Source organism: Rhodococcus sp. 21391, from assembly GCF_016772255.1.
Lineage (GTDB): Bacteria > Actinomycetota > Actinomycetes > Mycobacteriales > Mycobacteriaceae > Rhodococcus_F > Rhodococcus_F opacus.
Genome location: NZ_CP063781.1, coordinates 1,003,198 through 1,016,932 on the forward strand (window position 1 = coordinate 1,003,198; position 13,735 = coordinate 1,016,932).

At 68.2% G+C, this 13,735-nt stretch carries 15 protein-coding genes; 10 read left to right on the forward strand and 5 right to left on the reverse strand.

Annotation, left to right across the window (positions count from 1 at the left end):
• Positions 1-32 precede the first annotated feature (32 nt).
• A complete protein-coding gene (locus GO592_RS04750) occupies positions 33-1,265 on the forward strand; it encodes a M23 family metallopeptidase (RefSeq protein WP_050998631.1) in 1,233 nt (410 codons plus the stop codon).
• Here GO592_RS04750 and GO592_RS04755 read toward each other — a convergent pair.
• Positions 1,262-1,522 carry a hypothetical protein gene (locus tag GO592_RS04755; protein ID WP_007298067.1) on the reverse strand — a complete coding sequence of 87 codons (261 nt, stop codon included), beginning with the start codon at positions 1,520-1,522 and terminating at the stop codon, positions 1,262-1,264. The genes GO592_RS04750 and GO592_RS04755 overlap by 4 nt on opposite strands.
• 169 nt (positions 1,523-1,691) lie before the next feature.
• Between GO592_RS04755 and GO592_RS04760 the strand changes: the two genes are divergently transcribed.
• Entirely contained in the window at positions 1,692-1,892 is a 201-nt protein-coding gene (locus GO592_RS04760) for a hypothetical protein (RefSeq protein WP_005258232.1), read from the forward strand.
• Between the two features lie 5 nt (positions 1,893-1,897).
• Here GO592_RS04760 and GO592_RS04765 read toward each other — a convergent pair whose 3' ends face one another.
• Positions 1,898-2,410, reverse strand: coding sequence for a SixA phosphatase family protein (locus GO592_RS04765; RefSeq protein WP_007298066.1), 513 nt, complete (start codon positions 2,408-2,410; stop codon positions 1,898-1,900).
• Positions 2,411-2,419: 9 nt separating this feature from the next.
• Positions 2,420-3,433 (reverse strand): aldo/keto reductase, encoded by a 1,014-nt coding sequence (locus GO592_RS04770; protein WP_007298065.1) that lies wholly within the window; start codon positions 3,431-3,433, stop codon positions 2,420-2,422.
• 134 nt (positions 3,434-3,567) lie between these two features.
• Here GO592_RS04770 and GO592_RS04775 point away from each other — a divergent pair, with 134 nt between their 5' ends.
• Complete coding sequence (locus GO592_RS04775) at positions 3,568-4,404, forward strand: helix-turn-helix transcriptional regulator (protein ID WP_007298064.1); 837 nt, start codon at positions 3,568-3,570, stop codon at positions 4,402-4,404.
• Here the strand turns inward: GO592_RS04775 and GO592_RS04780 are convergent, their stop codons facing one another.
• Complete coding sequence (locus tag GO592_RS04780) at positions 4,405-5,184, reverse strand: acyl-[acyl-carrier-protein] thioesterase (protein WP_007298063.1); 780 nt, start codon at positions 5,182-5,184, stop codon at positions 4,405-4,407. It abuts the gene before it with no gap.
• Between the two features lie 152 nt (positions 5,185-5,336).
• On the opposite strand from GO592_RS04780, the gene GO592_RS04785 reads away from it, so the two are divergent.
• The 7 genes from GO592_RS04785 to GO592_RS04815 all read left to right on the forward strand — a co-directional run bounded on the left by GO592_RS04785 (position 5,337) and on the right by GO592_RS04815 (position 12,775).
• Positions 5,337-6,998: an FAD-dependent oxidoreductase gene (locus tag GO592_RS04785; protein WP_007298062.1), complete on the forward strand. Its 1,662-nt coding sequence runs from the start codon at positions 5,337-5,339 to the stop codon at positions 6,996-6,998.
• 37 nt (positions 6,999-7,035) lie between these two features.
• Positions 7,036-8,001 carry an NADPH:quinone oxidoreductase family protein gene (locus GO592_RS04790; RefSeq protein WP_039951604.1) on the forward strand — a complete coding sequence of 322 codons (966 nt, stop codon included), beginning with the start codon at positions 7,036-7,038 and terminating at the stop codon, positions 7,999-8,001.
• A gap of 107 nt (positions 8,002-8,108) precedes the next feature.
• Positions 8,109-8,579, forward strand: a complete 471-nt coding sequence (locus GO592_RS04795) for a MarR family winged helix-turn-helix transcriptional regulator (protein WP_005574387.1) — start codon at positions 8,109-8,111, stop codon at positions 8,577-8,579.
• A complete protein-coding gene (locus GO592_RS04800) occupies positions 8,576-10,105 on the forward strand; it encodes a DHA2 family efflux MFS transporter permease subunit (protein ID WP_005258217.1) in 1,530 nt (509 codons plus the stop codon). Before GO592_RS04795 ends, GO592_RS04800 begins: the two co-directional genes overlap by 4 nt.
• A gap of 145 nt (positions 10,106-10,250) precedes the next feature.
• Complete coding sequence (locus GO592_RS04805) at positions 10,251-11,348, forward strand: LLM class flavin-dependent oxidoreductase (protein ID WP_007298060.1); 1,098 nt, start codon at positions 10,251-10,253, stop codon at positions 11,346-11,348.
• The gene (locus GO592_RS04810; RefSeq protein WP_007298059.1) at positions 11,332-11,778 is read left to right on the forward strand and encodes a MarR family winged helix-turn-helix transcriptional regulator; all 447 of its coding nucleotides are present in this window, start codon (positions 11,332-11,334) and stop codon (positions 11,776-11,778) included. Before GO592_RS04805 ends, GO592_RS04810 begins: the two co-directional genes overlap by 17 nt.
• A 19-nt stretch (positions 11,779-11,797) precedes the next feature.
• Positions 11,798-12,775 (forward strand): pirin family protein, encoded by a 978-nt coding sequence (locus tag GO592_RS04815; protein ID WP_007298058.1) that lies wholly within the window; start codon positions 11,798-11,800, stop codon positions 12,773-12,775.
• Between the two features lie 12 nt (positions 12,776-12,787).
• On the opposite strand, the gene GO592_RS04820 is transcribed toward GO592_RS04815, so the two are convergent.
• The gene (locus GO592_RS04820; RefSeq protein ID WP_007298057.1) at positions 12,788-13,732 is read right to left on the reverse strand and encodes a serine/threonine dehydratase; all 945 of its coding nucleotides are present in this window, start codon (positions 13,730-13,732) and stop codon (positions 12,788-12,790) included.
• Positions 13,733-13,735 lie beyond the last annotated feature (3 nt).

Here is a 13,735-nt window from a genome sequence, read left to right on the forward strand (position 1 = left end):
TGTCGCCGGGTGTTCGCCGTTGCTAGCGTCGGATGATGGCCCGGTCGAGGTTCGCCATCGCGCTTCTTCTCGCCGTCGTCATGGGGGCAGCGACCTCCTGCACGGCCTCGGACACCGAGCAGAGCGAGGCGACGTCGTCGGCGGCGCCGGCCACGTCCGCCGGTCCCGCCGTGCTCACTCCGGTGGTCGCGGATGTGGTGGCCGCGCCTATCCCGGTGACGGGCAGCGACGGTCGCGTGCATCTCGCCTACGAACTGCGGCTGACGAATACCGGTTCGCAGCCGGCGACGATCACGTCGCTGCAGGTGAAGGGCGACGGCCGCACGCTGGTGGACCTGAGCGGCGAGGCGCTGACACCGTGGTTCCAGGCCCTCGGCGGTGGACCGAGGACCGGCACCGTTCTCACCCCCGGACAGCAGGGGCTGGTGTGGATCGACGCGACACTGAACAGTCCCGACGACGTGCCCCGTAGCCTCGGCCACGTCGTGAACGTCGACTTCCCGCAGGCGACGTCGCTCGTGCCGTCCCAGCTGGCCGAGAACGTGGCTGACACCGAAGTCGACACCCGCGACGCCGTCCGGATCCGCGCTCCCCTCGACGGGCCGCGGTGGCTCGACGGCACCGGCTGCTGCACGGTCACGTCCCACCGCGCGGCCGTGCTGCCGATCAACGGACGGATGCTCGCGGCCGAGCGCTTCGCGATCGACTTCGTCCAACTCGACGAGCAGGGACGCATCTACGTCGGCGACAAGACTCAATTGTCGAGCTACGAGTACTACGGCGCACCCGTCCGTGCGGTGTCGGACGGCAAGGTGATCGCCGTCGTGGGTGATCTGTCCGAACAGGTTCCGGGTGCCAGTCCGCAGGGACTGCCCCTCGACCAGTACGGCGGAAATCACGTCGTCCAGGACATCGGGAACGGGCGGTACGCGTTCTACGCGCATCTGCAGCCCGGCAGCGTCGACGACATCAGCGTCGGCCAGGATCTGCGGGCGGGCGACCAACTCGGGCTGCTGGGCAACAGCGGAAACACCGACGCACCGCATCTGCACTTCCATCTGATGGACGGGCCGGACTATCTGGCGTCGAACGGCATTCCGTTCGAGTTCGAGGACTTCGACCTCGACGGGCGGGTGACGGGGGAGAGCTTCGAGGCCGCTGCGACCGCCGGCGCCCCGGTGGTCGACGCGACGGGAACGCAGACCGGGTCGCGCACCGACGAGATGCCTCTGTACCTCGACGTCGTGACGTTCCCGGGCAGTTAGCCGAGGAGGCCGCGCTCGACGAACCGGGTGAGTGCGGCGATGCCCTCGTCGTCGCCGCCGTCCCGCAGGCCGACGAAGGCGGTCGCCACCGCGGCGATCAGCTGGGCACTGACGTCGGGGCTCGCGGGGAGGTGCGCGCCGTCCGCGGCGAGTGCCGTGAGGAGTTCGGCCCACGGCTTCATCTGTTCGATCCCGAAGTCGTGCATCCGCTGCGCGAACGCGGGATCGACGAGGGCTGCGTCACGGAGCGCGGCCATCACCGTGCGTTGCCGCGCGTCTGGGCGGCCTTCTCCTGTCGGGTGGTCACTGCGCTTTCCTCATCCCCTCGCCGCTCGTCTGCCCTCGCTCGGAGGCTGGTTCTCGTCCGTGAAGACTATCCTCGAGCACACCTGTCCGATATGCGTGGTTTAGCTGAACGGAGACGAGATGTCCGAGAAGAAGATCGATCGCGTCAAGACCGAGTCGGCACTCGAAGTGCTGCGGGAAAGCCCCACGATCGCACTCATCACCGTGGCCCCGGCGCTGGTCGTCTTCGGGGTGGTGTGGTGGCTGTTCGGATTCTGGTCAGCCCTCGTGCTGGTCCTCATTCTGGGTGTCGTCGCCGTCGTCGGCCGGAAGCTGTTCTGAGACCGCTACCGCGGAACGTGGAACGCGGCGAGTGACGCCGCGCTCGACGTGAGTTCGTTCCAGTCGCACGGCACCGTGAGGACGGCGAGCGCGGACGTCGGGAACTTCTCCCGCATCAGGTTGGCCTCCCCGGTATCGGGGTTGCCCGCCAGATCCAGTGCCGTCGACGGCATGCCGGGAACGTGCCCGGCCACCAGCAGGGTACGCACCGACGGTGCGACCCGCACGATCTCCATGAGCACCTCGGACGGGTACGCGCCGTACAGCTCCTCGGCGAACCGGGCGGGAGCGCCGACCCGGGTCGCCTCCAGCGTTTCCCGGGTGCGGCGCGCGGTCGAACACAGCACGGCGTCGATCGGCGGCTGAGTCGACCGCAGCCACTCACCGGCCAGACCCGCCTGCTTCCGGCCGCGCGCCGCCAACGGCCGCTCGTGATCCGCGACCCCCTCCGGGTACGCCGACTTGCCGTGGCGCATCAGGATCAGGGTGCGATTCCGCGACGAGCTGTGCGAGGCCATGGCTAGACGCTAGCGCCCCACGCCGACGCGTTCACTGTCGAGCTGGGCCATCTGCGCGGGCGCGTAGCGTTCCCCGGCGACAGCGGTGTCGGGAACCGCTGCCGCGATGGCCGCGAGGTCACCGGCGCCGAGGTGGACGTCGAGTGCGCCGAGCGTCTCCTCGAGCCGGGCGACGGTGCGCGCTCCGACGACGGGCACGATGTCGTCGCCCTGGGCGAGTACCCACGCGATCGCCAGCTGCGCGACGCTCACCCCGTGCTGCGCGGCCACGGCGGCGAGCGAGTCGACGAGGGTGAGGTTCTGCCGGAGGTTCTCGCCTTGGAATCGGGGGCTGTGTGCGCGGAAGTCGTCGGCCGCGAGGGTCTGATCGGTGCGCAGCGAGTCGCTGAGCAGGCCTCGGGAGAGTACGCCGTAGGCCGTCACGCCGATCCCGAGTTCCCGGCAGAGCGGGAGGATCTCGGCCTCGATACCCCGGGAGACGAGCGAGTACTCAATCTGCAGGTCCACGATCGGGTGCACCGCCGCTGCTCGGCGAAGGGTCTCGGGACCCATCTCGGACAGGCCGATGTGGCGCACGTAGCCGGCCTCGACGAGTTCACCGATCGTGCCGACGGTGTCCTCGATCGGCACGTCGGGGTCGAGACGGGCGGGGCGGTAGATGTCGATGTAGTCGACGCCGAGACGCTGCAGCGAGTACGCGAGGAAGTTCCGGATCGACTCAGGTCGCGTGTCGACTCCGGCCCATGTGCCGCCGGGGCCGCGCAGGCCGCCGAACTTGACGCTGAGCGTCACGTCCTCGCGTCGGCGGCCGGCGAGGGCCTTGCCGATCAGGGACTCGTTGTGGCCCGATCCGTAGAAGTCCCCGGTGTCGACGAGGTCGATCCCTGCGTCGAGCGCCGCGTGGATCGTGGCGACGGACTCCGCGTCGTCCGTCTTGCCGTACATCCCGGACATGCCCATGGCGCCGAGGCCGAGCCGGCTGACGGTGGGACCGGTGGTTCCGAGTGCGGTGGTGCTGATCATGTTCTGCTCCGATGGTCGGTGGCTGTTCCGGACTGTTACCAGCGTCGCCGTCGCCGGGAGCGGCAACCAGAGACCGCTCATCGGGGGACCGGCGATCCCTGGCAGCGGGCAGACGGGTCCGGCACAGTTGATTCATGAACCGCTCCGAGTTGGCCGACTTCCTCCGCCGTCGCAGGGAACAGTTGGTTCCGGCCGACGTCGGACTGCCACCGGGAGTGCGGCGGCGGACGCCGGGGCTCCGGCGCGACGAGGTGGCGATGCTCGCGGGAATGTCGACGGACTACTACACGCGACTCGAGCAGGCACGCGGCCCGCATCCGTCGACGCAGGTCCTGGCGTCGATCGCGCGGGCGCTGCGGCTGACCGACGATCAGCGCGACCATCTCTACCTGTTGTCGGGTCAGGTTCCGCCGATGCGGGCCGCGGGCAACAAGCACGTCGGACCGGGACTGCTGCATCTGCTCGACAAGCTCGACGACACCCCGGGCTGCGTCATCTCGGACCTCGGGGAAGTGCTGGTCCAGAACCGCATGCACGTGATCCTGTTCGGCGACGCGTCCCGGTATTCGGGTCTCGATCGGTACGTGCCGTGGCGGTGGTTCGCGCACCCCGGCGAGCGCGGGATGTTCCCTGAAGACGATCACGAGCGGCTCGCCGGACGTCACGTCGCGGATCTGCGGGCGACAGCCGCCCGGCGGGCGGGTGACGCCGACGTGACGGAACTGGTGGACCGCCTCTACGAGAGCAGCACCGAGTTCGCGGCGCTCTGGGACAGGCACGATGTGGCCGTCCGCCGGTCCGACACGAAGACCGTCCTCCACGCCGAGGTCGGACGTATCGACCTCGTCTGCGAGACGCTGCTGACCCCGAGCGCCTACCAGCACCTGCTCGTGTACATGCCGCAGCCGGGCTCCGATGCGCGGGCCAGACTCGACCTGTTGCGGGTGATCGGCACCCAGCAGATGGTCTGATCAAGTGGTGAGTGGCCCGACCCGGGCCACGGCGCGCAGGGCGTCGTCGACCAGGAACCACACGGTCAGCGACGTGTCGTCCCGCCGCGAACGCAGGACGATCCGGTCGGTCGACACGATGGGCGAGAGGTATTCGAGCACGGCGCGATGGGGGTTGTCGACGAGGCGGCCACCGCCCGGATGCTCGTGGTCGGCGAGCAGTTCTTCGACGGCCTGCCAGTAGACGGCGTTGTTGACGTGGTCGAACGGGTCGATGTCGGTGCGGCGCAGGACGAACTCGGTGTCCACGATGCCGTCCTCGTCGGCGGCCGGAGCATTCTCGACGAGCCACCGCTTCCACTTGAGCCGGTGTTCGTCCGCCGATTCCCCGAGGCGTTCGATGAACCCGTCGTCGATGCGGGTGGGCATTCCCGTTTCGCCGCTGATGTGGATCCAGAAACCTTCGGTCTCGATGAGCGCGCCCGCCTCACCCTCGATCTGGACCCGCATGTTCGTCCAACGGGTCGACAGTGCCGAGCACCAGCGCCGCAGGTGCACCCGCTCGGGCCACACCGCGGGCCGCACGACGTCGATGACGGTGCGCCGGACGATCCACAGCGGGTGGCTGTCGGCGGCGTCGACCGCGTCGAGGTTGTCCAGACCGGCGTCCTGCAGATAGCGCGCGATCCCGTCGAGACGGAGGCGCTTGGCGGCATCGATGTCGCCGGTGCGGACCGGCCAGGACGTCTCGAAGAAGCGGCCGTGTGCGGGGGGAGCGGCGAGGGGTAGGTCGAGTGCCAAGATGCGGTTCCTTCGCTCGTGGACGGAGCTTTGATTCTTCCATCCGGCGCCGGTGCTTGTTTGCGGACGCGATTCTCAGTACAGTCCATATAACTGTTACTACGTGTAACACAAACGAGTTCGATGGTCCGGACAGGTGTGAGGAAACCGCAATGGCATATGTCATCACCCAGGCGTGCTGCAACGACGCGAGCTGCGTCTCCGCATGCCCCGTGAACTGCATCCATCCGACACCGGAGGAGCGGGAATTCGCGCAGACCGAGATGCTGCACATCGACCCGGAAACCTGCATCGACTGCGGGGCCTGCGTCGATGCCTGTCCGGTCGACGCGATCTTCCCGGAAGACAAGCTCATCGGTTCGCTCACCCGCTACAAGGAGATCAACGCCGAGTACTACACGACCAACCCGATGCCGACCGGGTGGATCCCCCTCACGCCGGCGACTCCGCCGCGCCGTGACCTCGGCACACTCCGGGTCGCCGTCGTCGGCGCCGGCCCCGCGGCCTGCTACGCGGCGGGTGAACTGCTCGAACGTTCGGACGTCGAGGTCGAGATGTTCGAGAAGCTCCCGACCCCGTGGGGACTCGTCCGCGCCGGTGTCGCACCCGACCATCCCGGCACCAAGGAGGTGACCCGGATGTTCGAATGGAGCCTCGACCGGCCGAACTTCGAGTTCCACCTCAACGTCGAGGTCGGCAAGCACGTCACCCACGACGAGCTGCTGGAGAATCACCACGCCGTCATCTACGCCGTCGGGGCGTCGAGCGACCGGCGACTGGGAATCCCGGGTGAGGACATTCCCGGCGTGCACGCTGCCACCGAGTTCGTGGCCTGGTACAACGGCCACCCGGACTACGCGGAGCGCACGTTCGACCTGTCCGCGAAGCGCGCGGTGATCGTCGGCAACGGCAACGTCGCGCTCGACGTGGCCCGGATCCTCACGATGAACGTCGAGGAGCTGGAGCGGACGGACATCGCCGATCACGCCCTCGCCGCGCTGCGGCGCAGCAACATCGAGGAGGTCGTGCTCCTCGGCCGCCGCGGGCCCGCGCAGGCCGCCTACAGCAACCCCGAGTTCCTGGCGCTCGGCGACCTCGAGAACGTGGACGTCGTCATCGACGACGCCGACCTCGACCTGGATCCGGCCAGTGAGGCACTGCTGGACGATCCGGCCACCGCGATGAAGGTCCGGCTGGCACGGGAGTTCGCGCAGCGTGCCCCGCGGCCCGGTCACAAGCGCATCGTGTTCCGCTACCTGGCGTCGCCGCTCGAGGTCACCGGATCCGGCAAGGCCGAGGCCCTGCGCTACGGACGCAACGAACTGGTGGTCGACGAGTCCGGCACGTTGTCCGCCCGGGCTCGGGGCGAGGAGGGCTCGCTGGACACCTCGCTCGTGCTGCGCTCCATCGGGTACCGCGGCAATCCCGTCGGCGGTGTCGCGTTCGACGAGAAGCGCGGCGTGATCCCCAACGAGCACGGCCGGGTCACCGACCGGGTGTACGTGACCGGATGGATCAAGCGTGGTCCCAGCGGCGTCATCGGCACCAACAAGGCGTGCGCGAAGGAGACGGTGTCGTCGCTGCTCGCGGATTTCGAGGCCGGAAAGCTCCTCGGCACGGTCGGCACCCGCAAGGACGTGAAGAAGCTGATCGAGCGACGCCAGCCGGAACAGATCGGCTTCCCCGGCTGGCGTGCGATCGACAAGGCGGAGACCGGCCGCGCGGCGGGGTCCGGCCGGCCCCGCGTCAAGATGACCGACACGGTCGAGCTGGTCTCCGTCGCCCGCAGGCGGAAGCGGCTGTTCGCTCGTTGACGCCTCTCGCCACCCCTGCGCGTCTAATGTTTCGAGCATGCGCGCAGTGGTGGTGACAGAGCTGTCGGGGCCGGGCGGCATGACGCTGCAGGACATCCCCGAACCAGCGGCCGACGGACTCGTCCTGATCGACGTCAAGGCCAGCGGTGTGTGCTTCCCCGACCTGCTGATCAGCTACGGCAAATATCAGCTGGGCCCCGAGTTGCCGTTCGTTCCCGGTGCCGAAGTCGCGGGTGTCGTGGTGTCCGCACCGGCAGGCAGCGGGTTCGAGCCCGGTCGCCGGGTGCTCGCGGCGTCGCAGGTCGGCGGTTACGCCGAACGGGTCGCGGTGCCGCCGGCGCAGGTGCTGCCCATCCCGTCGATCCTGGATTTCGACGAAGCGGCGTCGCTGATCATCAACTATCAGACGATGGAATTCGCGCTGGAGCGCCGGGCTCGGCTGCGGGCAGACGAAACCGTCGTCGTCCTCGGCGCGGCGGGTGGGGTGGGAACGTCCACCATCCAGTTGGCCAAGGCGCACGGCGCCCGCGTGATCGCGGTGGTGCGCCGGGACGGGGCCGACGACTTCCTGCGCGAACTGGGGGCCGACGAGGTCGTCCGCCTCGGCGACGGCTGGGGCGCCCGGGTCCGTGAGCTGACCGGCGGCCGGGGCGCGCAGATCGTGGTCGATCCGGTCGGCGGCGACGCGTTCGACGAGGCCGTCCGGGTGCTGGCCCCGGAAGGCAGGCTGGTCGTGATCGGTTTCGCGGGCGGGGCGATCCCCGAGGTGAAGGTGAACCGGGTGCTGTTCCGCAACATCAGCATCGTGGGTGCGGCGTGGGGTGAGTTCATCCGGACCGAACCGAATGCGCTGAAGGAGGTGCATGCCGCGTTGATCCGGCACGTGGAGCGCGGACTGCGTCCCGTGGTCACCTCTCGGTATCCGCTCGAGCGGGCCGCGGACGCACTGCGTGATCTCGAGGCCGGCCTCGTGCTGGGCAAAGCGGTGCTCGTTCAGGACTGAACCCGCAGGTCGAGGGTGCCGCCGGGGAATGTGACACCTGACACCATTTATTCGGTTGCGTCATAGTTGCCCTTGGGCAATAGTTGCATGAGCGCTAGTATTTGAGGGTGCCCGACAAATCTCCTGATCTTCTCTTCGAACTACTCAACGACTTCTTCACCCAACTGTTGAGTGCGGGGGAGTCGGAGTCGATGGACAACCTCATCGAGCTGGACCTCACGTTCTCGCAGGTGCGCATGCTCTTCGCGCTGGTTCAGCACGGTGAGCCACTTCCGATCAACGAGGTGGCCGAGCGGTTGCGGCTCTCGGTGGCCGCAGCGGGTCGGAACGTCGATCAACTCGTGAAGCTGGGTCTGGTCGTTCGCCGGGAAGACGAACGCGACCGGCGGGTCAAGCGGGTCTCCCTGTCGGAGGCCGGACATAAGGTCGCTACCCAGCACATCGAATGCAAGCGTGATCAGTTGCGACGGTTCGCATGGCGGGTTCCGGAGATCGAGCGGACTCGGCTGATCGAGGCACTACAACCGATCCTCGCGGGGGAGTCCCTGCGAGAACTCAACCAGGAGATACTCGGATGACATCGCCGACCGCCGCGAACGCGGCGCCCGATAAGCTCGACGGCACGGTCCTCAAGATCGCGTCCGTGGTGGTGCTCGGTGCCATCATGTCGATCCTCGACGTGACCGTCGTCAGCGTCGCGTTGCCGACGTTCGCCACGGAATTCGACACCACGTACGCCACCGTCGCATGGACGATGACCGCGTACACACTCGCCCTGGCCACGGTCATCCCGGTCACCGGGTGGGCGGCCGACCGATTCGGCACCAAGCGCCTCTACATGACGGCGCTCGTGCTGTTCGTCCTCGGCTCGGTGCTGTGTAGCTTCGCGTGGGACATCACGTCGCTCATCGGCTTCCGCGTCCTGCAGGGCCTCGGCGGCGGCATGTTGATGCCGCTCGGCATGACGATCATGACGAAGGCGGCCGGCCCCGACCGCGTCGGCAGGGTCATGGCGGTTCTCGGAATCCCCATGCTGCTCGGCCCCATCGGTGGTCCGATCCTCGGTGGCTGGCTGATCGAGGCGGCGAGCTGGCACTGGATCTTCCTGATCAACCTGCCCATCGGCATCATCGCCCTGGCTGCTGCGTTCATCATCCTGCCGTCCGACAACGCGTCGCCGTCCGAGTCCTTCGACTTCCTCGGCATGCTGCTGCTCTCGCCGGGTCTGGCTCTGTTCCTGTTCGGTGTGTCGTCCATCCCGGAGGTGGGAACCGTTGCTTCGGCTCGCGTGCTCGTGCCCGGTGCGGTCGGCTTGGCGCTGATCGTCGCGTTCGTGTTCCACGCGCTCCGCAAGGATCACCCGCTGATCGACCTGCACCTGTTCAAGAACCGGCAGCTGTCGGTCGCGGTCATCACGACGTCGCTGTTCATCGTCGCGTTCATGGGTGCCGGTCTGCTGTTTCCCAGCTACTTCATCCAGGTCGGCGGGCACACCACGCTCGCCGCTGGTCTGCTGATGGCGCCGCAGGGTATCGGCGCGATGCTGACCATGCCGGTGGCCGGACGTCTCGTCGACAAGATCGGCCCCGGCAAGATCGTGCTGACGGGTCTGCCGCTGATCCTGATCGGTCTGGGCGTCTTCACGCAGGTGGCGTCGGACTCACCGACCTGGCTGCTGATGGGTGCGCTGTTCGTGATGGGCATGGGCATGGGCTGCACGATGATGCCGCTGATGACCGCAGCGATCGTCACGCTGTCCAACGAGCAGGTCGCGCGCGGTTCCACGCTGATGAACATCGTCCAGCAGACCGCGGGTTCGATCGGTACCGCCGTCATGTCGGTGGTCCTCACCAACCAGTTGCTCGATCGCGGTCTCGACAGCCAGACGGTCGCGATGCAGCACGTGCCCGAGGTCGCCGCGCAGGAGCCTCCCGGGATGGTGGACCAGGTCCTGAGTCAGGCCGCCGATGCGTTCGGCAACACGTTCCTGGTCGCCACCGTGCTGATCGCGTTGACGCTCATCCCGGCGTTCCTGCTGCCGCGCAAGAAGTCGGTCAACCCGCAGCTCGAGGCGGAAGGTGCCCCCACGGTCATGATGCACTGATCGGGCTCGTTCGATCCGAGTGTCGCCGAGGGCGGCAAGCGCACTGCGCTTGCCGCCCTCGGCCGTTTCCGGAATAGGGCGAAGTGGTTGAATGTTGCAATAGGTTCATGCAAACGCATGGAGTTCTGGCGCGAGAGGAACAGCTATGCAGTTCGGAATCTTCACCGTCGGCGACGTGACCCCCGATCCCACCACCGGCCGCACCCCCACCGAGCACGAACGCATCAAGGCGATGACGACCATCGCCAAGCATGCCGAGGACGTCGGGCTCGACGTGTTCGCCACCGGCGAGCATCACAACCCGCCGTTCGTGCCGTCCTCCCCGACCACGATGCTCGGCTACCTCGCAGCGCAGACCGAGAAGATCGTCCTGTCGACGTCCACGACGCTGATCACCACCAACGACCCGGTGAAGATCGCCGAGGACTACGCGATGCTGCAGCACCTCGCGGACGGCCGGGTGGATCTCATGATGGGTCGCGGAAACACGGCCCCCGTCTACCCGTGGTTCGGTCAGGACATCCGCCAGGGAATTCCGCTGGCGCTCGAGCACTACCGGCTGCTGCGCCGGCTGTGGGACGAGGACGTCGTGGACTGGCAGGGACAGTTCCGCACCCCGCTGCAGGGCTTCACGTCGACCCCGCGTCCGCTCGACGGCATCCCGCCCTTCGTGTGGCACGGCTCGATCCGCAGCCCGGAGATCGCCGAGATCGCGGCGTTCCACGGTGACGGCTTCTTCGCCAACAACATCTTCTGGCCCAAGGAGCACTACATCGCCCTGATCAACCTCTACCGCGAACGGTACGAGCACTACGGTCACGGCCGCGCGGACCAGGCGATCGTCGGACTGGGCGGGCAGGTGTTCATGCGCAGGAACGCCAAGGACGCCGTCGACGAGTTCCGGCCCTACTTCGACAACGCCCCTGTCTACGGCCACGGGCCGAGCCTCGAGGACTTCACCGATCAGACCCCGCTCACCGTCGGCACACCGGAACAGGTGATCGAGAAGACCCTGACGTTCGCCGACTTCTTCGGGGACTACCAGCGGCAGTTGTTCCTCGTCGACCACGCGGGGCTTCCCCTGAAGACGGTGCTGGAGCAGCTGGATCTGCTCGGCGGCGAGGTCGTGCCCGTGTTGCGCAAGGAGTTCGCCGCCCGGCGACCTGCGGGCGTGCCGGACAACCCGCCGACGCACGCGTCGATGAAGGCCGATCGCGAGCCGGTCGATGCCGCCCGTCAGTAGGACCGAACGAGCGGCCGAGGCGTGGGAGTCTCTCTTCCGCGCCCAGGTCGCGGTGATGCGCAACCTCGCCGCCGACGACGTGTGGGACGAACTGAGCATGCGCGAATACGACGTGCTGTTCACCCTCGCCCGGGCACCCGGACACAGACTGCGCCTGCACGATCTCAACCGGGAGATCCTGCTCAGCCAACCGTCGCTGAGCCGGCTCGTCGAGCGGCTGTCCGGCTCCGGATTCGTCACGCGGGAGTGCGATCCCGGCGACCGCCGGGGAACCGTCGTCACCCTGACGGACGAGGGTGCGCGCGTGCAGAAGTCCGTCGGACGCAGGCACGCGGCGAGCATCCGGCGGCACGTCGGCCCGGCACTGTCCGACGACGAACTCGACACACTCACCGAACTCTGCGCGAAACTGCGCGGCGCACAGGACTGACGGAAGGCACGATGGAGCAGTGAGCAATCTGGAGACGAATTCGGTGGAAGAGCGGTGCGAGTCGCACCCCGACGGCGGGGGCATCCAGGTGCTCGGTTCGCGCGAGGTCCCGCTCGGTGGTCCCCGCGCGATGCCGGTCCGGCGCACTCTCCCACAGCGCGAACGGTCGCTGATCGGAGCCTGGTGCTTCGCCGACCACTACGGTCCGGACGACGTCGGGAACACGGGCGGGATGAACGTGCCACCACACCCGCACACGGGACTGCAGACGGTGAGCTGGCTGTTCACCGGCGAGATCGAACACCGCGACAGCATCGGTTCGCACGCAATGGTGCGTCCCGGCGAGCTCAACCTGATGACCGCGGGTCGGGGGATCGCGCACTCCGAGGTCTCGACACCGCAGACGCGCATCCTGCACGGCGCGCAGCTGTGGGTGGCGTTGCCGGCGTCGGCGCAGGACGCGGATCCGGCGTTCGAGACGTACGCACCCGACCCGGTCAAACTGGACGGCGCGACGGTGCGGGTGTTCCTCGGGAGCACGGCGGGCTCCACGTCACCGGTCCGCACGTTCACGCCGCTGCTCGGCGCCGAGATTCTCCTGGAGCCGGGTGCGGACGTCACCCTCGACATCCAGCGCGGCTTCGAGGTCGGGGTGCTCGTCGACGAGGGTGAGGTGCAGCTGCGCGGGACCACGGTGCGGTGGGCGGAACTCGGCTATCAGCCGCCCGGGGAATCGCTGGTGGCGTTGCGCAACACGGGCGGGACCCGGGCCCGGCTGCTGCTGCTCGGTGGTGAGCCGCTGGGCGAGCAGGTGATCATGTGGTGGAACTTCCTCGGCCGTAGCCACGAGGACATCGTCGGCTACCGCCGCGAGTGGCAGTCCGAGCTCCGGGGCGCGGCGCCCGCCGACTCCCGGTTCGGCACGGTCGAGGGTTACGACGGCGATCCGCTGCCCGCACCCGAACTGCCGAATAGCCGGCTGAAACCGCGCGGCTGACACGTCTGAGGATCAGTAGCTGGTCATCGACGTGTTGGCGCCGCAGAGCACCACACAGAGCGGCTTGTCGTCGGCGGGGGCGAGCTGTCCGGTGACGATCGCGGCGAGCGCCGCGGCGGTGCCGTGCTCGACGACGATCCGGAACTCCTCCCACAGCAGCGTTCGCGCGTCGATGAGGGCGTCGTCGTCGACGATCAGGCTGGACACGGGCCGCGACCGGACGGTGTCCCAGGCGATGGAACCGATCTTGGTGGCGCCGAGGGAATCGCCGGCGATGCTGTCGATGTCGATGTCCACGGGCTGCCGGGCGGCGACCGCGGAGTGCAGCGTCGCCGCTCCGCTCGGTTCCACGCCGTAGATGCTGTCGTCCTCGCCGCTGCCTGCGACGACACCGGAGAGCAGTCCGCCGCCGCCGACGGCAATCACGTAGGACAGCGGCTCGGCGACGTCGTCCTGGATCTCGAGTGCGATGGTGCCTGCCCCGGCGACGATGTCGGGGAGATCGTAGGCGTGCAGGGCGAGGGCGTTCGACGACGTCGCGAGTTCGTCCGCGTACTCGGCCGCCTCGGCGTATCGAGCACCGACCTTGCGCACGTCCGCGCCGAGCGCGATCAGCTTGTCGATCTTGACGTCGGGTGCCGTGACGGGGACGACCACCGTGCACTTCACGCCCCGGAGCCGCGACGCCCATGCCGCTCCGATCGCGGCGTTCCCGCCGGACGCGATGACGACGCCCGCGTCGTCGAGCCGCCCGTCCTCCTCCGCGTGGAGCAGAGCGTTGAGGCTGCCCCGCACCTTGAACGAGCCTCCGTACTGCAGGAACTCGAGTTTGAAGATCACCGGTACGGGGCCGTGCACGGTGGGGACGGTGGCACGGAACGTGGGTGTCCGGCGGATCAGGCCGGTGATGCGCTCACGCGCCCTGTCCACGGATGCGCGATCGACGGAGTGAGCCATGGT